Annotated in this window: 19 protein-coding genes; 9 read left to right on the top strand and 10 right to left on the bottom strand. The window is 58.8% G+C overall.

What is annotated here, in order from left to right:
* Positions 1 to 189 precede the first annotated feature (189 nt).
* Positions 190 to 450 carry a hypothetical protein gene (locus tag FCH38_RS11690; RefSeq protein ID WP_149899512.1) on the bottom strand — a complete coding sequence of 87 codons (261 nt, stop codon included), beginning with the start codon at positions 448 to 450 and terminating at the stop codon, positions 190 to 192.
* Between the two features lie 421 nt (positions 451 to 871).
* On the opposite strand from FCH38_RS11690, the gene FCH38_RS11695 reads away from it, so the two are divergent.
* The 3 genes from FCH38_RS11695 (at position 872) to FCH38_RS11705 (ending at position 5,225) form a co-directional block, all read left to right on the top strand.
* Positions 872 to 2,737: a potassium/proton antiporter gene (locus FCH38_RS11695; RefSeq protein ID WP_174373863.1), complete on the top strand. Its 1,866-nt coding sequence runs from the start codon at positions 872 to 874 to the stop codon at positions 2,735 to 2,737.
* A gap of 68 nt (positions 2,738 to 2,805) precedes the next feature.
* Positions 2,806 to 4,008 carry a phosphoglycerate kinase gene (locus FCH38_RS11700; protein ID WP_174373864.1) on the top strand — a complete coding sequence of 401 codons (1,203 nt, stop codon included), beginning with the start codon at positions 2,806 to 2,808 and terminating at the stop codon, positions 4,006 to 4,008.
* 191 nt (positions 4,009 to 4,199) lie between these two features.
* Complete coding sequence (locus tag FCH38_RS11705; protein WP_142841549.1) at positions 4,200 to 5,225, top strand: class I fructose-bisphosphate aldolase; 1,026 nt, start codon at positions 4,200 to 4,202, stop codon at positions 5,223 to 5,225.
* Positions 5,226 to 5,281: 56 nt separating this feature from the next.
* Here the strand turns inward: FCH38_RS11705 and FCH38_RS11710 are convergent, their stop codons facing one another.
* A complete protein-coding gene (locus FCH38_RS11710; RefSeq protein ID WP_003497629.1) occupies positions 5,282 to 5,437 on the bottom strand; it encodes a hypothetical protein in 156 nt (51 codons plus the stop codon).
* A gap of 136 nt (positions 5,438 to 5,573) precedes the next feature.
* On the opposite strand from FCH38_RS11710, the gene FCH38_RS11715 reads away from it, so the two are divergent.
* From FCH38_RS11715 to FCH38_RS11725, 3 genes are all read left to right on the top strand, one after another.
* Positions 5,574 to 6,863: an MFS transporter gene (locus FCH38_RS11715; RefSeq protein ID WP_153514417.1), complete on the top strand. Its 1,290-nt coding sequence runs from the start codon at positions 5,574 to 5,576 to the stop codon at positions 6,861 to 6,863.
* Positions 6,860 to 7,051, top strand: a complete 192-nt coding sequence (locus FCH38_RS11720; protein WP_174373865.1) for a DUF1192 domain-containing protein — start codon at positions 6,860 to 6,862, stop codon at positions 7,049 to 7,051. Before FCH38_RS11715 ends, FCH38_RS11720 begins: the two co-directional genes overlap by 4 nt.
* A 403-nt stretch (positions 7,052 to 7,454) precedes the next feature.
* Complete coding sequence (locus tag FCH38_RS11725; protein WP_149899516.1) at positions 7,455 to 7,970, top strand: DUF1465 family protein; 516 nt, start codon at positions 7,455 to 7,457, stop codon at positions 7,968 to 7,970.
* Positions 7,971 to 8,486: 516 nt separating this feature from the next.
* Here FCH38_RS11725 and rpmE read toward each other — a convergent pair.
* Positions 8,487 to 8,708 (bottom strand): 50S ribosomal protein L31, encoded by a 222-nt coding sequence (rpmE, locus tag FCH38_RS11730; RefSeq protein ID WP_003506183.1) that lies wholly within the window; start codon positions 8,706 to 8,708, stop codon positions 8,487 to 8,489.
* Between the two features lie 260 nt (positions 8,709 to 8,968).
* On the opposite strand from rpmE, the gene FCH38_RS11735 reads away from it, so the two are divergent.
* Positions 8,969 to 10,768, top strand: coding sequence for an ABC transporter transmembrane domain-containing protein (locus FCH38_RS11735; RefSeq protein ID WP_174373866.1), 1,800 nt, complete (start codon positions 8,969 to 8,971; stop codon positions 10,766 to 10,768).
* Between the two features lies 1 nt (position 10,769).
* Here the strand turns inward: FCH38_RS11735 and FCH38_RS11740 are convergent, their stop codons facing one another.
* The 6 genes from FCH38_RS11740 to FCH38_RS11765 all read right to left on the bottom strand — a co-directional run bounded on the left by FCH38_RS11740 (position 10,770) and on the right by FCH38_RS11765 (position 17,489).
* The gene (locus FCH38_RS11740) at positions 10,770 to 12,419 is read right to left on the bottom strand and encodes an FAD-binding dehydrogenase (RefSeq protein ID WP_174373867.1); all 1,650 of its coding nucleotides are present in this window, start codon (positions 12,417 to 12,419) and stop codon (positions 10,770 to 10,772) included.
* A gap of 88 nt (positions 12,420 to 12,507) precedes the next feature.
* Complete coding sequence (locus FCH38_RS11745) at positions 12,508 to 13,539, bottom strand: peptidoglycan -binding protein (protein WP_149899519.1); 1,032 nt, start codon at positions 13,537 to 13,539, stop codon at positions 12,508 to 12,510.
* Positions 13,540 to 13,541: 2 nt separating this feature from the next.
* The gene (locus FCH38_RS11750; RefSeq protein ID WP_174373868.1) at positions 13,542 to 14,561 is read right to left on the bottom strand and encodes a flagellar motor protein MotA; all 1,020 of its coding nucleotides are present in this window, start codon (positions 14,559 to 14,561) and stop codon (positions 13,542 to 13,544) included.
* 200 nt (positions 14,562 to 14,761) lie between these two features.
* The gene (locus FCH38_RS11755) at positions 14,762 to 15,562 is read right to left on the bottom strand and encodes an inositol monophosphatase family protein (RefSeq protein ID WP_149899521.1); all 801 of its coding nucleotides are present in this window, start codon (positions 15,560 to 15,562) and stop codon (positions 14,762 to 14,764) included.
* A gap of 164 nt (positions 15,563 to 15,726) precedes the next feature.
* Complete coding sequence (locus FCH38_RS11760; RefSeq protein WP_174373869.1) at positions 15,727 to 16,827, bottom strand: tetratricopeptide repeat protein; 1,101 nt, start codon at positions 16,825 to 16,827, stop codon at positions 15,727 to 15,729.
* Positions 16,828 to 16,835: 8 nt separating this feature from the next.
* Positions 16,836 to 17,489 carry a thiamine phosphate synthase gene (locus FCH38_RS11765; RefSeq protein ID WP_174373870.1) on the bottom strand — a complete coding sequence of 218 codons (654 nt, stop codon included), beginning with the start codon at positions 17,487 to 17,489 and terminating at the stop codon, positions 16,836 to 16,838.
* Positions 17,490 to 17,593: 104 nt separating this feature from the next.
* On the opposite strand from FCH38_RS11765, the gene FCH38_RS11770 reads away from it, so the two are divergent.
* On the top strand, positions 17,594 to 18,358 hold the full coding sequence (locus FCH38_RS11770; protein WP_174373871.1) for a sulfite exporter TauE/SafE family protein: 765 nt from the start codon (positions 17,594 to 17,596) through the stop codon (positions 18,356 to 18,358).
* A gap of 113 nt (positions 18,359 to 18,471) precedes the next feature.
* Here FCH38_RS11770 and FCH38_RS11775 read toward each other — a convergent pair whose 3' ends face one another.
* Positions 18,472 to 18,648, bottom strand: a complete 177-nt coding sequence (locus FCH38_RS11775; protein ID WP_149899525.1) for a YdcH family protein — start codon at positions 18,646 to 18,648, stop codon at positions 18,472 to 18,474.
* 235 nt (positions 18,649 to 18,883) lie between these two features.
* On the opposite strand from FCH38_RS11775, the gene FCH38_RS11780 reads away from it, so the two are divergent.
* Positions 18,884 to 19,087 carry a YdcH family protein gene (locus tag FCH38_RS11780; RefSeq protein ID WP_006314698.1) on the top strand — a complete coding sequence of 68 codons (204 nt, stop codon included), beginning with the start codon at positions 18,884 to 18,886 and terminating at the stop codon, positions 19,085 to 19,087.
* Positions 19,088 to 19,105: the final 18 nt, after the last annotated feature.

Genomic DNA, 19,105 nt, shown 5'->3' on the forward strand with positions numbered 1-19,105 from the left:
ATAAATCGCTCCATCAAAAAACCGGCAGGAGCAATCCTGCCGGTTTTTGTTTGCCGAAAAAAACCGGCGGGACTGAGGGATCCCGCCGGCGTCGATCCAGAAGCAAGGCGGGGACGCTTCGGATCGAAAACGGTCGCCGGCCAAAGAACTGGCCGTTCCTCATCGCGACGGATGAGGCACGCACATTCGTCATCTTTTATTGTTGATGATGACCGGTCCCCGGTCGCCGGCATTGCTCCAGATCGTATCGAAAGTCTGCTGTCGCAGGTCGCTTTGCTGCATGGAAAGCTTCATCATGCAGTCTGCAAAATCACGCGAACCTTCGGGGTAGCCAAATACCCGGCAGCGTTCGCGTTGCGCGGCCATGTTTTCAGCTGTCTGCTCCGTGCTGGAGCAACCCGAAACGATCGAGCCCGCCGCCAGTAATATAATGATGGATATTCGTTTCATCCGATCGCTCCGGTAATGATGAAAAGCAATTCGGAGGTGACAACTAGCGCAGCTGGATTATCGCTATGTTACGTGAAAACACGGCTGACTAATCTATTTTGGCAATCTGCTCATCCCTTTCAGGCAAAAGATCGAGGCGCGGAACAGGTGTTGCTTCAAGCGACGCACCTTCGCCCGCTCGCCGAAAAAATTCCCATTTCCTGCCTTTGTCTGGTCCATTTTGAGACCGACAAGAAGCACAGGGACAACGGTCGTGCGCAATGCACTACGGCCCTGCCGTATCATTCGATACACCCCGCCTTGCGTCGCCTTTCAACGTCATCGACTGAAGCGCTGACAGGCCGCAACCCGTGGCGCATTGGCTGCAGACGCGCAGAGCATTCATTGCAGCGGCCAGCGCGGTTTGAATGAGGCGGTGGACGTGGAATCATTTTATCTTCTGTTGCTGGTGGCAACTGTTCTGGTTCTCGTCGCAGCCTTTTCCAGCCTCATCGCCTTTCGGTTCGGCGCGCCGCTGCTGCTGCTCTTTCTGATGATCGGCCTTGCCGCGGGCGTGGATGGCCTCGGCATCGAATTCACCAACAATCCGCTCGCCTATATGCTCGGCTCGCTTGTGCTTGCCGTCATTCTTTTCGATTCCGGTTTTGGTACGTCGATACAATCCTTCCGACTTTCGGCAGCACCCGCCGTCGCCCTCGCCACAGTCGGCGTCATCCTCACATCCGTCTTTTTTGCCGGAGCGGCCGCCCTTTTGCTCGGCCTTTCGTGGCTGGAGGGCCTGCTGCTTGGCGCCATCGTCGCCTCCACGGATGCGGCAGCCGTATTCTTCCTGCTGCGCATCGGCGGCATTCACATCCGCGATCAGGTGCGCTCGACGCTGGAAGTGGAATCCGGCACCAACGACCCGATGGCGATTTTCCTCACCGTCGCGCTGGTGGAGATCATCGCCAAGGGTCAGGGGCTTTCCGGTATCGACAGCGGTTTCCTGCTGCTGTTCATCGAACAAATGGGCCTCGGGGTGATTTTCGGCTTGCTCGGCGGCGTCATGATCGCCACCGTGGTCAATCGTTTCGCAGCAGATCGCGGGCTTGCGCCGATCTTCGTTCTGGCGCTGGCATTGCTGGTCTTCTCCTTTACAGGCACAATTGGCGGCAGCGGTTTTCTGGCAGTCTATGTGGCGGGCATCGTCGCTGGCAACCGCAGGATTTTCGCCAAGGAAACCATCCGCCGTTTCCATGAAGGGCTGACATGGCTTGCCCAAATCATCATGTTCCTGATGCTCGGCCTTCTGGCCACGCCGTCGCAATTTCCGGCAATCGCCATCCCGGCCGTGCTGCTGGCGCTTTTCCTGATCTTCGTCGCTCGCCCGCTAGCGGTCTGGCTCAGCCTCATGCCCTTCAGCTATACCCAGCAGGAAACATCCTTCGTGGCATGGGTCGGCCTGCGCGGCGCGGTTTCCATTCTGCTCGCCATCATGCCGATTCTCGGCGGGCTGGACGATGCACAGATCTATTTCAACGCCGCCTTCATCATCGTTCTGGTATCGCTCTTGGTGCAGGGCTGGACCATCAAACCGGTGGCGACAAGGCTAGGGCTGATCGTGCCGCCGCGCATGGGCGACGTCGACAAGCTGGAAGTGGACCTTCCCGGCACCGCCAATCACGAACTGATTTCCTACCGTGTCGCCAAGGGCAGCGCCATCATGCAGGGCGAGCGCATTCCACGCTGGGCGATGCCTTCGCTGGTGGTGCGCGACGGCAAGTCGATCCGCTACCAATATGCAGGCCGGCTGCGGGAAAACGACCTCGTCTATCTTTTCATTGCACCGGGTTATTCGCGGCTGATCGACCGGCTGTTCGCCAGCGCCCTGCCGGTTGCCGACGACGATGCCGATTTCTTCGGCACCTTCGTTATCTCTCCAGCCCGCCCGGCCAAAGAGCTGGATGCGGCCTATGGTCCCGGCCTGATTTCTCAGACCGAACAGGCGATGAGCATTGCCGAATTGATCGAGGCGCGTCTTGCCGGAAAGGCCGATTATGCCGACCGCGTCCGCCTCGGCTCCATTGTCCTCATCGTTCGGACGCTGGACGAACATGAGGCCATTACCGGCATCGGTATCTCACTGGAACCGGTTGAGCCCGCCACCAGCCTGCCGATCTTCATCAGCTTCGGCGAGATCATCCGCCGGGTGCGCAAGCATCTGGCGCAACGGCGTCAATCGCGCTCCGGCAACGCCATCGAAGACACCGCCGCGCCTTCGAACGCGGTGAGAGAAAATGAGGGCTGACCGGCTTGCGTCGGCAATCAGGCATAGTATGGTCCGTCCCGAACTCGCAACCAAATCAGGATCGCCCCATGCCCGCCTTCAAGACCATCGACGACCTTAACGACATTGCCGGAAAGCGCGTTCTCGTCCGCGTTGATCTCAACGTGCCGGTTGCGGATGGCAAAGTAACGGACGCGACCCGCATCGAGCGGGTTGCACCGACCATCCTGGAACTGTCCGGCAAGGGCGCGAAAGTCATTCTGCTTGCCCATTTCGGCCGGCCGAAGGGCGAACCGGTGGCCGACATGTCACTTTCGCAGATCGTCCCCACCGTCGAGGGAGTGTTGGATCACGCCGTTTCCTTCGCGACCGATTGCATTGGCGCGCCGGCAGCGGACGCGGTCGCGAAGATGAATGATGGCGATATCCTGCTTCTGGAAAATACCCGCTTCCACAAGGGTGAAGAAAAGAACGACCCGGCATTCGCCGAGGCACTGGCCGCCAATGGCGATATTTATGTGAACGACGCCTTCTCCGCCGCCCACCGCGCCCACGCCTCCACCGAGGGTTTGGCGCGCCACCTGCCCGCCTATGCCGGCCGCACCATGCAGGCCGAACTCGAAGCGCTGGAAAAGGGTCTTGGCCAACCGGTCCGTCCGGTGGTCGCCATCGTCGGCGGCGCCAAGGTTTCGAGCAAGATCGATCTCCTGATGAACCTCGTCAAGAAGGTCGATGCCCTCGTTATCGGCGGTGGCATGGCCAACACCTTCCTCGCCGCCCGCGGTGCGCAGGTCGGCAAATCGCTGTGCGAACACGATCTGGCCGAGACCGCAAAACAGATCATGATAGAGGCGGCGACATCCGGCTGCGCGATCGTGCTGCCGGAAGACGGCGTTGTGGCCCGTGAATTCAAGGCAGGTGCTGCAAACGAAATCGTCGATATCAATGCCATTCCGGCTGACGCCATGGTTCTCGATGTCGGCCCAAAATCGGTTGAAAGCATCAAGGCCTGGATTTCCCGCGCAGAAACGCTGGTCTGGAACGGTCCTCTCGGCGCCTTCGAAATCGAGCCTTTCGATGCGGCGACCGTGGCAGCGGCAAAACACGCAGCCGAATGCACGAAATCAGGAAAACTCGTCTCCGTCGCCGGTGGCGGCGACACGGTCGCGGCACTCAACCATGCCGGTGTTTCCGACGATTTCACCTATATCTCGACGGCGGGCGGCGCCTTCCTTGAGTGGATGGAAGGCAAGGAATTGCCGGGCGTTGCCATCCTGATCGCCGCCAAGTAAACTCATTTCACTTGCCTGACACAAGGCCGGACAAGCCCTGCTTGTCCGGCCTTGTTTTTTGGTAAGTGCACGTGGGAGGAAAAGTTTCAAACGATTGAAATCATTTCAATCGTTTCAATGAGTTAGCGTGCCATTTCCCTGCCCTGGAACTTCTGTTATCGGGAATTTATTGTGCCTTGGGAGAATAGCAAATGACCGAACGTCTCGAAGACATCGCAATCAAAATGGTCGCCGACGGCAAGGGCCTGCTCGCGGCCGACGAATCCACAGGAACGATCAAAAAACGTTTCGACAGCATCAATCTGGAGTCCACCGAGACCGCCCGTCGCGACTATCGCGAGATGCTGTTCCGCTCCGACGACGCCATGAAGAAATACATCTCCGGCGTCATCCTTTACGAAGAAACCCTGTTCCAGAAGGCTGCCGACGGCACGCCTTTCGTTGACATCATCAAGGCTGCCGGCAGCCTGCCGGGCATCAAGGTGGATATCGGTGCAAAGCCGATGGCTTACCACCCGCATGAATTCATCACCGAAGGCCTCGACGGTCTTTATGAGCGTCTGCGCAAATATCACGAGGCTGGCGCGCGTTTCGCCAAGTGGCGTGGCGTCATCACCATCGGTGAGCAGCGCCCGAGCTGGGGCTCCATCAAGGCCAACTCCCAGTCGCTCGCCCGTTACGCCGCTCTCTGCCAGCAGGCGGATATCGTGCCGATCGTGGAGCCTGAAGTGCTGATGGATGGCGAACCCGGCACGCACGACATCGATCGCTGTGCGGAAGTCACGCAATGGGTGCTCCAGACCGTCTTTGCGGATCTGTTCGACGCCCGCGTCAACCTTGAAGGCATGATCCTCAAGCCGAACATGATCATCGACGGCAAGAAGGCTCGCAAGGCTTCAGTCGAGGAAGTGGCGGAAAAGACCGTCAAGGTTCTGAAGGCCACCGTGCCTTCCGCCGTTCCGGGCATCGCCTTCCTTTCCGGCGGCCAGTCCTCCGAAGAAGCGACCGCGCATCTCTCCGCCATGAATTCCGGTTACGACCTGCCCTGGTCGCTGACCTATTCGTATGGCCGCGCGCTCCAGGACACCGCACTCAAGACATGGGGCGGCAAACAGGAAAATGTCGCTGCCGGCCAGCGCGCCTTCACGCACCGCGCCGCCATGAACAGCCTTGCCGCCAAGGGCAACTGGAAGCTGGAACTCGAAAAGGCCGCATAAGGCCCTTCGACAGGCATGTAAAACAATCAAAGCCGCCCCGATGGGCGGCTTTTTCTTTACGGGCGCAGGAGAAGCGTCGCCGACCAGATGACAAAGGCGGCCACCGCTATCTTCCAGCAATCGCCTCTTTTCTTAAGGCCCGGCAGACCCAAAGGCCGGATGATCTGGACCACCATGGCCAGCAGCAAAAAAAGCCCGATCGCCTTCGTCATTTATTGAGCCTTTTCTTTATTTCTGCATCGTCACAGGCTGGACATTTTTACCGTTCACCAGAAGAGTGCAACTCATTCGGGTAATCCCGTTTTATGGCCTGTCCGACCGTCCGTCCGAACGCATGAGAGTGTTTTCATGAGCAGAAATCTTCTACCCGTATTCGCTCTTTTATCCAGCACTCTGTTTCTTTTTCTCGGCAACGGCCTTCAGGGCCTCGTGCTGCCGGTTCGCGGTTCGGCCGAAGGTTACTCCAATGAAATCCTGGGCTTTCTCGGCACCTCCTGGGCCGCCGGCTTCGTCATCGGCTGCTTCGTGGCGCCCGCCATTGTTCGCCGGGCGGGGCATGTGCGGGCTTTTGGCTCCTTCGTCGCGCTGATCTGCCTGACGGTGCTGATGACTGGACTCATTGTCGATGATGTCTGGTGGATTGCCCTGCGCGCACTTACCGGCTTCTGCACGGCCGGCACCTCGATGATCATTGAGAGCTGGCTGAACGAGCGCGCCACCAATGAGAGCCGTGGCATGATCTTTTCGCTCTATATCGCCATAACGCTGCTCGGCGTCGTGGCGGGGCAGATGATCGTGCCGATGGGCGACATCAGCAATACCTCACTGTTCATGATCTGCGGCATCATCTATTGCATCGCCATTCTGCCGGCCACGCTTTCCAAGGCGGCAAGCCCGCAACCCTTGCAGAAGGTCAGTCTGGATTTACCGGCGCTCTACCGCAACTCACCGGTGTCCTTCATCGGTATTCTGATGATCGGCATCGCCAACGGCGCTTATGGTACGCTCGGAGCGGTTTTCGGCGCGCGGGCCGGTCTTGACCCGACCATGATCGCCATCATGGTATCCGTCACGATTTTCTTCGGCGCGCTGGCGCAATTTCCGGCAGGCCGTCTTTCAGACCGGATAGACCGCCGTTACGTGCTGGCCGGATTGGCCGGGCTTGGCGCCGTCGCAGGCCTTGCCGTTGCCGTGGTGCAGCCGCGTGATGTCTATGTGCTGATTTCCATGGTCGCCATTTACGGCGCCGCCGCCAACGCGCTTTATCCCATCGCCGTGGCGCATGCCAACGACTATGCCGCCGCGGAAGATTTCGTCAAGGTCTCGGGTGGTCTGCTGCTGCTCTACGGCATCGGCACCATTATCGGCCCGACACTCGGCGGCGCGGTCATGACCTATTCCGGCCCTTATGCCCTGTTTTTTGTGACAGCCGTGGCCCACGTGCTGATCACCGCCTATGCCATCATCAGGAGCCGTCAGCGCGCCGCCCTTTCAACCGGCGAGAAGGACAATTTCTCGACGATGATGCCAACCACACCTTCACCGCTCGTTACACCGGAAAGTATTGCGCTTGACCCGCGCGCGCCGCAATATTCCGAAGACGATGGCGACTATGTGGAAAAAGGAGCAGGCATATGAGCCTCTTTGACGATGACCGCCCACAAAAACCCGTGGCGCACGAGATAGGCAGCGATCTCAGCCTTCTTTCAGTCGATGAGTTGAGCAGCCGTATCGACCTTCTGCAGGCCGAAATCACCCGGCTGGAGGAGGAGAGAACCCAAAAATCCGCCGGGCGCCTCGCGGCGGAGAACCTCTTCCGATCCTGACAGCAATTCAAGAAAAGGCCGAAGGCGATGCCCTTCAGCAGCAAGCTGCAACGCTGATGGTAAACGGGAATAAATATTCTGGCGCAGTCTTTCGTTTACCATTAACCAAAAATTAAGCTTTCTGAGAGATTACTATACATGTCCAGTTCTTCTGGACCTCAGGCATCTTCTCCATACGGCGAATTGGTCTGATTTTTCTCCCTGTTTTACCTTGAGAGCCGCTTTCGCGGCTCTTTTTTTACCGATCAACGGATTCGGTAAAACTGTGGGTATTAACCCTTCTTTAATAATTGCCTTGCGCATTTCGGGTAAAGATACCATCCTGAAAACACTAAAAGACCGGAACAAAACATCCGAGTCTTCGTTGCCTGACAGTGTGGTGCGTGAGCAGGGATTTAAAGAAATGTCGGAACAGGTTTTAAATACCATAAGCTTTGCGGGGCGCGCTGCTGCTTCCAACCAGTTCAAAACCCTCTATACTGAGGGCATGACTTTGGTTGAGGAAACGGCAAGCTATCTCGATGGCGCCGGCCGCGTAGCCTCGAAGGTTCTGCCGCGCATGGCCTCGGTCCTTTACGCAGCGGAATCGATGCGCCTCACCACTCGCCTGATGCAGATGGCCTCCTGGCTGCTTCTGCAACGCGCCGTCAACAATGGCGAAATGACGCGGGATCAGGTTCTGAACGAAAAGAGCAAGGTGCGTCTCGACAGTTTCAATGTCGACCGCAATGCGCCGGGCTGGAACGATCTGCCGGAATCTTTCCGTGACCTCATCGAACGGTCGCTGCGCCTCCAGAACCGCATCGCCCTTCTCGACCGCGAAATCTATCGTCCGTCCGAAGCCACCAAAGTGCCGGACAACGAAAATAGCGTGCAGGCGCAGCTTAATCTCCTGCGCACGGCCTTCTCCATCAACTGAAAAAAGACGACCTTATCCGGACAATTTGAAAAGCAGGCTCATCGGCCTGCTTTTTTGTTTCTAACAATAGAACAGCGCGGTGCCTGATTATTGCCTTTGTTCAAGGCAACAAATGATCATCAATACTAACGACCGTAAATTCCGAATTGTTTTTATCACTCATGCTTCAGTGTGGCTACGACGCTTCCCAAAGAGTAGAAAATGCGGTTTTTAATGTATATTGCAGTGGCGTCTGGATGGGCATTACTCATCATTGCTTACATTTGTTTAAAGCCACTTCTGGACGCGAGCGACCGTATTGACCGCTGCTCTGATGACTCCTCTCCGGCGTATATCCACGATGACGCTGCAAGAGCCGCAGCCTGCGACTGATCGAGCCGACTCCCCGCGAAATTCAAAGTCTCTGGCAGCTGTCAACAGGACTGTTGCAGTCGCGCAAGACAAATCCAGGCAGAGCAACACAACAAAAAAGCCCGGCAAAACCGGGCTTTTTTAAACAATCCGTCCGCAAGTGGATCAGAGGCCGAGGCCGCCGAAACGCTTGTTGAACTTGGAAACACGGCCGCCGCGGTCCATAAGCTGCTGGTTGCCGCCCGTCCATGCCGGATGGGACTTAGGGTCGATTTCAAGGTTCATGACAGCGCCTTCCGAACCCCAGGTGGAGCGGGTTTCGTATTCGGTGCCATCGGTCATGACCACCTTGATCGTGTGGTAAGCGGGATGGATATCAGCCTTCATGACAATCTTCCTGGTTAAGTGACGTGCGGTCCATTGCCGCAATTGCGTCAATTGAGCCATTTCAATAAATGAAGCCATAGACCAGATGGGCTATGGCTTCCCAATTCGATGCGGAGCCTATACATGAAGGTCGCCGAGATAACAAGAGCCTGCCATACCCTTGTGAAAGGAGATGGCCGCAGGGGCAGAAATTTTACCGCACGCCGGAAATCTTCTCCCTAAAAAGCCGAAAATGGCATGGAACGAGGAGCATCAGGCACGTGGCAGACATAGAAGAGCAGAAAGCGGCGAAACAGCGAAGCCTTAAACCGCTTCTCAGCCTGTTTCCCTATCTCAGGCGTTATCGCGGCCTGATGGCGGCCGCCCTTTTTGCGCTCGTTCTTTCTTCCGCCACCACACTGGCCCTGCCACTCGCCGTTCGCCGCATCATCGATCACGGTTTTCAGACGCCGGATGGCGGCATGATCAACAGCTATTTCGCCGTGCTTCTGGCGATCGCCGTCCTGCTCGCGCTCGCCAGCGCCATGCGTTATTATTATGTCATGACCATCGGTGAAAGAGTCGTCGCCGATCTGCGCCATGATGTCTTTGCCCACCTCACAACATTGTCGCAGCAATTTTTCGATAGCAACCGATCAGGGGAACTGACCTCGCGGCTCACGGCCGATACGGTGCAGATCCGCTCGGCCTTCGGTTCCTCGGCATCCGTGGCGTTGCGCAACATCATCATGTGTTGTGGCGCGGTCGTCATGATGATCTATACCAGCCCCGGCCTTTCCGGCCTTGCGCTGCTTGCCATTCCCTTCATCGTCTTTCCGCTGATCGCTTTCGGACGGTCTGTTCGCGCCCGCTCGCGCACGACGCAGGATACGCTCGCCAATTCCGCCGCCTATGCGTCCGAAACGATCGCGGCAAGCCGCACCGTGCAATCCTTCAATGCCGAAGCGCTTGCAAATGCCCGTTACGGCGCCTCCGTGGAAGCGGCTTATCAGGGTGCGCGCGCTGCAATCGGCGCCCGCTCCATCCTCACCGCCGTCGCCATTGCGCTGGTCTTCGGCAGCGTCGTCGGCATTCTCTGGTATGGCGCGCAGAGTGTCCTTTCCGGCGGCATGACGGCGGGAACGCTCGGCCAGTTCGTGCTTTATTCGGTCATCGCCGCCAGTGGCCTTGGCCAGCTTTCGGAAGTCTGGGGTGAACTGGCGCAGGCGGGTGGCGCTGCCGAACGGCTTTCCGAGCTGCTAAATGAGCGCTCGCCCGTGATCGAACCCACGGCGCCTGTTGCCATGATCGAGCCGCCGCGCGGCGAGGCGGAATTCGAAAATGTCGATTTTGTCTATCCGCTAGCGGCGGGACGCCCAACCCTCTCCGGCCTTTCCTTCAAGGTTGGCGCTGGCGAAACGGTCGCCATTGTCGGCCCGTCAGGCGCGGGCAAGAGCACGGTGTTTTCGCTGTTGATGCGGTTTTACGATCCGCAACAGGGCCGCATCACGGTCGATGGCGCTGATATTCGCGATGTCAGCCTCACCGATCTGCGCGCACACCTGTCCATCGTTCCGCAGGATGTGGCGATCTTTGCCTCCTCCATTCACGATAATATCGCCTTCGGCCGGCCGGAGGCGACCCGCGAAGAGGTCCGCACCGCCGCAATCGCTGCTCAGGCAGACAGCTTCATCGAGCGTCTCACCGATGGTTACGATACGCAGGTGGGCGAGCGCGGTGTAACGCTGTCCGGCGGACAGCGCCAGCGCATCGCCATTGCCCGCGCCATTCTGCGCGACGCACCGATCCTGCTTCTCGACGAAGCGACCTCGGCACTGGATGCGGAAAGCGAAACGCTGGTGCAAAAGGCGCTCGACGAGCTGATGAACACCCGCACCACCATCGTCATCGCCCACCGCCTCGCCACGGTTCTGAAGGCAGACCGTATTCTGGTGATGGATGACGGCCGCATCATCGAAGAAGGCACGCACCAGAGCCTCATTCGCCAGAACGGCCTCTACGCAAGGCTCGCCCGGCTGCAATTTCAGACCGGACCGGACGAGCTGCGCGCCCAGGCGTGAGTCATTTAGCCAGCACGCTGCGCCCCGCAACGCGGCCTGAAAACAGGCAGCCACCAAGAAATGTGCCTTCAAGCGCGTTATAGCCATGCATGCCGCCGCCGCCAAAACCGGCCACTTCGCCAGCGGCATAAAGGCCCGGCACCGGCTCACCGGCAGCATCCAGCACCCGCGCCTCAAGGTCGGTATGCAGGCCGCCGAGCGTCTTGCGTGTCAGCACATGCAGGCGCACCGCGATCAACGGCCCCATTGCCGGATCGAGCAAGCGGTGTGGTTTTGCCGTCCGCATCAGCTTGTCGCCGAGATAACGGCGCGCGCCATGGATCGCGGTTACCTGCGCATCTTTGCTGAAACCATTGACGATTTCCCGGTCACGCGCTTCAATCTGCCGGCGGATGTGATCGATATCCAGCCGCTCGTCGCCGCTGATGGCGTTCATCGCCGCCACAAGCTCCTCCAGCGTGTCGCGGACAGCGAAATCCTCACCGTGTTCCATGAAGGCCCGTACCGGCCCGGGTGGTTCCTTGCCCAGCCTTTTGAGCAGCAGCCGCACATTCTTGCCCGTCAGATCCGGATTTTGCTCGGAGCCGGAAAGAGCGAATTCCTTCTTGATGATCGCCTTGGTCAGAATGAACCAGCTATGACCGCTGCCACGCTCGCCCAGCATTTTAAGCGTGCCGAGCGTATCGAAGCCCGGCATGGCGGGGGCGGCAAGACGGTTTCCATCCGCATCGCACCAGAAGGAAGAGGGGCCGGGCAGGATGCGGATACCATGGCCCGGCCAGATCGGATCGTGGTTCTTCACGCCTTCCGTGTAATGCCACATGTGATCAGGGTTGATGACAGCTCCGCCCGCTGCCTCGGTAATGGCGATCATGCGGCCGTCTACATGTGCGGGCACGCCGCAGACCATATCTGCCGGAGGTTTGCCCAGCCTCTCCACCGGCCAGTTGCGGCGCACCAGCTCCTGATTGCCGCCAATGCCACCGGAACTGACGATGGTCGCCGCGGCTGAAATTGTGAAATCACCCTCAACCTCACGGCTGCTCTGTTGCCCACGCGCCACCGGGTCCGTTGCAAGGACCGCACCGGAAACGCCAGTCACCCGACCATCGGTGATATCCAGATGATCAACGCGATGGCGGAAGCGAAAGGTGAGCCGACCGCTTGCCGCCATGGCGTTTGCCTTTTCGATGAAAGGCGCCAGCACGCCGGGGCCGGTTCCCCAAGTGACATGAAACCGCGGAACGGAATTGCCGTGCCCATCAGCCAGCGCTCCGCCGCGTTCGGCCCAGCCGACCACGGGAAACCAGCGCATGCCGAGGCGATGCAGCCATTCACGTTTCTCTCCGGCAGCAAAATTCAGATAGGCTTCCGCCCAGCGGCGCGGCCAATAGTCCTCGGGACGGTCGAAACCAGCTGAACCGAACCAGTCCTGCCTTGCAAGATCGAGATTGTCGCGCACCCGCATCCGGCGCTGCTCAGGACTATCGACAAAAAACAGTCCACCCAGCGACCAGAAGGCTTGCCCGCCAAGGTTCTGCTCGCCCTCCTGATCCACGACACAGACGGTCAGTCCTCGTTCGGCCGCTTCGGTCGCCGCCACCAGTCCGGCAAGCCCCGCACCAACAACGATCACATCATATCGCTCCATCAACCCCTCCCAGATATGACGGAATTACCTTTACGCGAACGTGAATTCACTTCCACCGGAAGGCAACCACCATGATGCGGCGGCGACGTCAGCGTTCGGTCAGCTTGAGTTCAATACGGCGGTTCTGCTGGCGTGCTTCCGGCGTATCGCCCTCGGCAATCGGCTGAAACTCGCCAAACCCGGCAGCAACCAGCCGGTTTGCCGGCACGCCCCTGGAGATCAGGAATTTCACCACCGAGGTCGCGCGGGCCGAGGATAGTTCCCAGTTGTCGCGGAAACGGCCGGAACCGGAAAGCTGAACATTGTCCGTATGGCCATCCACACGCAGGACCCAGTTGATTTCCGCCGGGATTTCCTTGGCGAGATCGATCAGCGCGGCCGCCAGTTTCTCCATTTCCGCCTGCCCGGCCGGATTGAGGTCATTGCCGCCGGAAGGAAACAGCACTTCGGACTGGAAAACGAAACGGTCACCAACGATGCGGATGTTTTCGCGATCCGAGAGGATTTCGCGCAGCCGACCGAAGAAATCCGAACGATAACGGTTCAGTTCCTGCACCCGCTGCGCCAGCGCGACATTGAGGCGACGGCCGAGATCGGCGATCTTGACCTGAGAGGAAGTGTCCTTGGCTTCCGACGCCTGCAGGGCGGCCTCCACCGAGGCGATCTGCGCCCGCAGCGCCGCAATCTGCTGGTTGAGCAATTCGATTTGCGCGGACGCCCGCGAATTCGCCTGCTTCTGGTCATCCAGTTCGCCGGTCAGGCTGCCGATCCGGGCATTGGCGTTGGCGTTGTTGCCCGATCCCGCATCGAGAAGCGCCTGCAGCCGAGACCGTTCGTTTTCCGATGATGCGAGCGTCGATTGCAGGCTTGCCAGCGCATCCTCAATATCCTGCTTGTTGCCCTTTTCCATGGCCAGAAGTTCGGTCAATTCGGCAATCTGGCTGTTGAGGCGCGTCAGCACTTCGTCCTTGCCGGTAATTTCCCGCGACAGGACGAATTGCGCCAGCACGAAGACCGTCAACAGAAACATGATGGCCATGAGCAGCGTCGACAGCGCATCGACGAAACCCGGCCAATAATCCACACCCCTGTCGCGGCGGCGATTGCGCGCAAGCGCCATGGCTACTCGCTCCCGTTATCGTGCCGGGTGCGTCCGGAGGGTTTTGTCTCGCTGTCGATCCGCGTCGACAGCCGGTCGAGCGTGCGGCGGAGTGATTTCGATTCTTCCTGTTGCGCCTCGATCCAGTCGCGCAGCATCTGTTGTTCGCTGCGCATATTCTTGACGAGACCCTGAATGCCTTCGGCAAGACTGGTCATGGCCGCAAGCGAGCGTTCGGTGCTGACCATGGTGCCGGGCTCCGCCTTGAATTCCCTCGGCCCATCGACCGTCGTATCCGTGACGGAAGACAGCCAGTTTTCAAGCTGCGTGTAAAAGCGGTTCTGAGCGCGGCCGGCCTGAAGATCGAGAAAGCCGAGGATCAGCGAGCCTGAAAGACCAAGAAGCGACGAGGAAAACGCCGTTCCCATGCCCGCCAGCGGCGCAGTGAGGCCGGCCTTGAGCGAACCAAGAATATCGTTGCTGTCGCCGGCGCTCGGGTCGAGCGACTGGATGACATTGCTGATGGCGCCGATGGTGCCGATCAGGCCCCAGAAGGTGCCTAGCAGACCGAGAAACACCAGAAGGCCGACGAGATAACGCGATGTGTCACGTGACTCGTCGAGACGTGTCCCTATGGAATCGAGGATGGTCCGCTGCGTGACGCCGGAAAGCCGGACTTCGCCGCCCTTGCCGATCAGCGTGCTCATGGGGGCGAGCAGTTTTGGCGCACGGCCAGCCTTTTCAACGCTGCCGGCGGCGCGGAAGGCATTAAACCAGCGCACTTCTGAACGCAGGCTCATGGTCTGGGTAAACACCAGAATGATGCCGATGGCCAAAACGCCGAGAATGAAACCGTTGAGACCGGGATTGGTCATGAAGGCGGTATGCGCCTGCCGGTAAAGAATAGCCGCCAGAAAACCGACGAGGATCAGGAACAGAACCATCGTCCACAGAAACGGTGTGGGGCTGGACAGCTTGTAGCTGAATTGCCGCGTGGTCACCGGTTTCTCGACGCCGAGATCAAGTAACTCCGAATCCGCCATAACGTTCGCATTCCCTTCGGTCATGTATCTAGCGGAAGCTATTTGAAAATTGCGACGATTTGAAGCGAAAAGCCGGTCTTTCGTCACAGGCATTTTACAAAACCGGGAGGGAACCATGCCCAGAAAAACAAAAACGCCCGGCAAGGGTTTGCCGGGCGCCTGAAACTTGCATTAAACGGCAGGTTTTCTGCCGAAATCGATCAGCGGCCCGGGATCGGGCGATTGGCGACTTCCACCAGCGCCTTGTGGATATATTCGTTTCCGGCAGCGACACTGCCGGTGCCAAAGATGTCCGCACCACCCTTGACGTCGGACGTGAAGCCGCCAGCTTCGCGAATCAGCACCAGACCGGCCGCCACGTCCCACGGAGAAAGTTCCGCTTCCCAGAAACCGTCGAGACGACCTGCGGCAACATAGGCAAGGTCAAGCGCTGCAGCGCCCATGCGGCGGATGCCGGCAGCCTCGCCCATGACGTGGCGAAGCTCGACCAGGAACTTGCCGTGATTGCCGCGGCCAAGATGCGGAACGCCGCAGCCGATGACGCAGTCAGTCAGTGCTTTGCGCGCAGCAACACGAATGCGGCGATCATTGAGGAACGCGCCGCCGCCACGCTCGGCTGTGTAGAGTTCATCGGTGGCCGGATTGAAGATTACGCCGGCGACGACTTCACCATTGCGCTCCAGCGCGATGGAAACGGCGAAATGGGGAATGCCGTGCAGGAAATTGGTCGTGCCATCAAGCGGATCGACGATCCAGCGATGCGCGCCATCCGTGCCCTTTTCCTCGCCGCCTTCTTCGCCCAGAAAATCGTAGGTCGGGCGGGCTTTCATGAGTTCGTCGCGCACGATCTTTTCGGCTTTCAGATCCGCCTGCGAGACGAAATCACTCGGTCCCTTGACCGAAACCTGAAGGTTCTGCACTTCACCGAAGTCACGCGACAAAGACTTACCCGCCTTGATGGCGGCCTGAACCATGACATTGAGAAGGGCTGAACGGGCCATCGAATTTGTTTCCTGGAAAGCTTGCGAACCGCCCGAAAGCGCATCGGGCAGGCACGTCATTATTTTCTTGAATTGAAAGTTTGCGGTTCAAGACCACAAAACGCGCGGAAATTCAAGGCAAAAAGCCCGGCAGTGCCAGCTGGCACCGCAAGACCGGGTCTGCATCACATCGGGCGGAAACGATTTGCGGCATCAATCGCCTTTTTCTGCTGCTCGTCGGTGATGCCGAGATAGAAATCCTCCAACCTTGGATCCTTCAACCCGGCGCGGCGGGAAAGCACATACCATTTGGCCGCTTCCACCGGATCTGGCCGGGTGCCGAGCGCCTGAATGTAAAGATGTGCGACCTTGTTCTGCGCAATGACATTGCCGCGCTGCGCCGCGCCATAAAGCCAGCGGAAGCCTTCATCCAGATTACGTTCACCGCCAAAGCCATTCACCAGCCAGATGCCCAGATCGACCTGCGCGGTATCATAGCCCGCCTTTGCGGCGCGCATCAGCCAGTCCCGCGCCTTGGCCTTCTTCTCAGCCGGCACATCCTTGACCGACCAGTAGATCTGCGACACCGCATATTGCGCGTCGGCAATGCCCTGCTCGGCGGATTTTTCGTAGAATGGCATCGCCATCAGCAGACCCTTGGCACCGGGATTTTCCGAAACCAGTATCTGTCCCCAGTTGAACTGGGCGGACGCATTGCCGGCTTCCGCTGCGCGCCGCATGAAATCGTCGGCCTTCGCCTTGTCGCGGGTGACGAATTTGCCTTCCATCAGGATCAGGGCGAATTTGAACATGGCGACGGGATCGCCACCCTGCGCCGCCTGCTGATACCAGAAGGCCGAGGTCTTTTCATCGCGGGCGATGCCAAGGCCGCGCGACATCATTTCGGCCACCAGCGTCTGGGCCGACGCATCGCCGTTCTGCGCCCGGTTCAGCGCCTTGTCGAGCGCCTGCACATATTCGCCGCGCTGGAAATGGCCATAGGCCTCATCCACCCTGCCCTTGAATTCCTTCTCCGGCGGCAGGGCCGGCAGGTCCGCGCCCATGCGCTGATAAACATTGACGCCCTGCGACGGCTGCAAATCCTTCTGTTCCTCGGATTGCACCCTACCCTGACGGGAAGGCTGGGCCTCATCTTCCAGCTGGCGGGAGAGCGCATTGCTTTCGCTCTGCGGTCCGGACTGGGCAAAGGCGACGCCTGCCGGCGCGCCGAAAACAAGCGCCAGCAGCGAAACGGAAAGGCAGAAAGGAACCGAGCGCATGAACATCGCCTGTATCAACCGCCAAACCGTGGCGCTTTTTCGTCAAGCAAAGCGTTGATTTCAGAAACGGCCTGAGCGGCGCCGGCGGGATTGTCGAAAACGCCGCTGCGCATCGCCACAAATTCCACGCCGGTTTCGGAAACGGCGACCACCGAAGACGGATCCGTGCCGCCCATGACGATGGCCGGGATTTCGATCATCGACGCCCACCACTCGCCGAGCGCCAGATTTTTGGGATGCGCCTCCGGCTTGATGTCGCCTTCGAGTTTGCCAAAGAAGACATAGTCCGGATTGGACTCACCCATCTCCAGCGCCTTGTGGCGGTCATCGGCATTGCCGCCGCCGACGATCAGTTTCGGCGTAAAGTTTTCCACAGCCTCTGCAAGCGCCTCGGCATTACCAATAACATGCAGGCCATCCGCCTTCACCCGGCTGGCGACGCGGCTGTCGCCGGCGACAAGGGCGGCCGCACCGGCCGCCTGAACGATCGGCACGATCAGTTCGGCCCATTTCTGGAAAGACGCGTCATCCAGACCGTATTGCGGAATGATGACGGAAGCCACATCGCCGCCCTTTAGCGCGCCTTCCACTTCTGTCGCCTGCTTTCGCGCATCGTCCGATTGCGGAAGGATCAGAACAAGGCGGCAACGGTCTTCAACTATGGTCATCGGTTCGTCCATTTCAGGCAGAAGACACTTCTGGAGCGATCTGCACTCGTTTTGATATGATAAATCCGATAAACCGGACCGGCGAAAGGATCAACCATCCATCCATGCTGACCGATTTTCATTTTTTTCTCGTCGCCATTCCCGCAGTCGTGCTTGTCGGCCTTTCCAAGGGCGGATTGGGCGGTGCGCTGGCACTGATGGGTGTGCCGCTGATGGCGCTTGCGATCCCGCCCGTACAGGCGGCGGCGATCTTCCTGCCGATCCTGATCGTCATGGATCTCGTGGCTCTTTGGGCGTGGCGGCACCATAATCATCGTCAAACGCTCCTCATCATGCTGCCGGGCGCAATCGCCGGCATCACTCTCGGTTGGGCCACCTCGAGCTTCATATCAGCGGACGCCATGCGCCTTGTCGTCGCCTCGGTGACCATCCTCTTCGTCTTGCGTTATTTTTACGAGAGCTTCAAAAGCCGAAGGGGACAGGCAATCCCGGCCAAACCGCAACGACCGGCGGCGGCAACGCTCTGGTCCAGCCTGTCGGGTTATGCGAGTTTCGTGGCCCATGCGGGCGGCCCGCCCTTCCAGATTTACGTCCTGCCGCTGAAGCTCGACCCCAAAACCTATACCGGCATGAGCGTGCGTTTCTTCGCCATCATGAATGCGATCAAGCTCATCCCCTATTTCGCGCTGGGGGCGCTGGACGCCACCAACCTCAAGACATCGGCGAGCCTGCTACCTGTGGCGATGCTGGCGACACTCGCCGGCGCCAAAGTGGTGAAATATATGAAGCCGGCCGTGTTTTATCCGCTCATGTATGCCATGGCGCTTGTCGCCGCATCAAAGCTGCTATGGGACGGGCTGCCGCTTTAGTCTTCGGCAGCCAATAAAAAGCCCCGGCTGCACCACAGGTGCTGCCGGGGCCGAAAGAGATCAAACCGTCAGTCCTTCATTTCATCGACGGCTGCGGTTCGGCATTATTCAATTTAATGCCTGGTGGAGGCTCTGAGCCTCTGCAATTCATCCTTCAGGCGCAGTTTTCGACGTTTGAGGTCGGCAATCTCCGTATCGTCCGAAGACGGGGAAGAAAGAATACTTTCGAGCTGCTCCTCCAGAGCGCCGTGTTTCTTTTCGAGCGATGCAATATGAGCCTGAATGGTCATGCGGCACGTCCTTCCTTTTTTAAACCTACCTCCAGCTCTCCATCGCTGGAGTTTCAGGTTTGCGACGACAATGTGACATGGATTAACTGTATTGTCGAAGGCGAAATGAAGGCAATAAGTGGGCAATTTGGTCGCAAGGGATAACTTCCCGTTACCGCGATTTGATGATAGAGGCTCGTGAACGATGACATACGCGCCGGAGGCTATCCGGCTGGCATAAAATGGGGATGACAAGATGCCCGATCAGGACCAGGCGGACATCAGGCTCACGCTGGCGCGGCTGCGCCAGGAGCATGAGGACTACGACGCGGCGATCAACGCGATGATCCAGACCAGCTGCGATGCGCTGCGGATACAGCGCATGAAAAAGAAGAAGCTGGCCGTCAAGGACAAGATGACCCAGATCGAAGATCAGGTCATTCCCGATATCATCGCCTGAGCGGAGAAGCCAAGTGAC

It is taken from the genome of Agrobacterium tumefaciens, assembly GCF_013337285.1.
GTDB lineage: Bacteria > Pseudomonadota > Alphaproteobacteria > Rhizobiales > Rhizobiaceae > Agrobacterium > Agrobacterium burrii.

Coding starts and splice junctions, on each gene's coding strand:
- FCH38_RS11705 (WP_142841549.1), top strand. CDS start 4,200: ATGACCGAACGTCTCGAAGACATCGCAATCAAAATGGTCGCCGACGGC.
- FCH38_RS11755 (WP_149899521.1), bottom strand. CDS start 15,562: ATGGCCCGTTCAGCCCTTCTCAATGTCATGGTTCAGGCCGCCATCAAG.
- FCH38_RS11765 (WP_174373870.1), bottom strand. CDS start 17,489: ATGACCATAGTTGAAGACCGTTGCCGCCTTGTTCTGATCCTTCCGCAA.
- FCH38_RS11750 (WP_174373868.1), bottom strand. CDS start 14,561: ATGGCGGATTCGGAGTTACTTGATCTCGGCGTCGAGAAACCGGTGACC.
- FCH38_RS11720 (WP_174373865.1), top strand. CDS start 6,860: ATGAGCCTCTTTGACGATGACCGCCCACAAAAACCCGTGGCGCACGAG.
- FCH38_RS11715 (WP_153514417.1), top strand. CDS start 5,574: ATGAGCAGAAATCTTCTACCCGTATTCGCTCTTTTATCCAGCACTCTG.
- FCH38_RS11745 (WP_149899519.1), bottom strand. CDS start 13,539: ATGGCGCTTGCGCGCAATCGCCGCCGCGACAGGGGTGTGGATTATTGG.
- FCH38_RS11710 (WP_003497629.1), bottom strand. CDS start 5,437: ATGACGAAGGCGATCGGGCTTTTTTTGCTGCTGGCCATGGTGGTCCAG.
- FCH38_RS11740 (WP_174373867.1), bottom strand. CDS start 12,419: ATGGAGCGATATGATGTGATCGTTGTTGGTGCGGGGCTTGCCGGACTG.
- FCH38_RS11780 (WP_006314698.1), top strand. CDS start 18,884: ATGCCCGATCAGGACCAGGCGGACATCAGGCTCACGCTGGCGCGGCTG.
- FCH38_RS11770 (WP_174373871.1), top strand. CDS start 17,594: ATGCTGACCGATTTTCATTTTTTTCTCGTCGCCATTCCCGCAGTCGTG.
- FCH38_RS11760 (WP_174373869.1), bottom strand. CDS start 16,827: ATGTTCATGCGCTCGGTTCCTTTCTGCCTTTCCGTTTCGCTGCTGGCG.
- FCH38_RS11725 (WP_149899516.1), top strand. CDS start 7,455: ATGTCGGAACAGGTTTTAAATACCATAAGCTTTGCGGGGCGCGCTGCT.
- rpmE (WP_003506183.1), bottom strand. CDS start 8,708: ATGAAGGCTGATATCCATCCCGCTTACCACACGATCAAGGTGGTCATG.
- FCH38_RS11690 (WP_149899512.1), bottom strand. CDS start 450: ATGAAACGAATATCCATCATTATATTACTGGCGGCGGGCTCGATCGTT.
- FCH38_RS11700 (WP_174373864.1), top strand. CDS start 2,806: ATGCCCGCCTTCAAGACCATCGACGACCTTAACGACATTGCCGGAAAG.
- FCH38_RS11775 (WP_149899525.1), bottom strand. CDS start 18,648: ATGACCATTCAGGCTCATATTGCATCGCTCGAAAAGAAACACGGCGCT.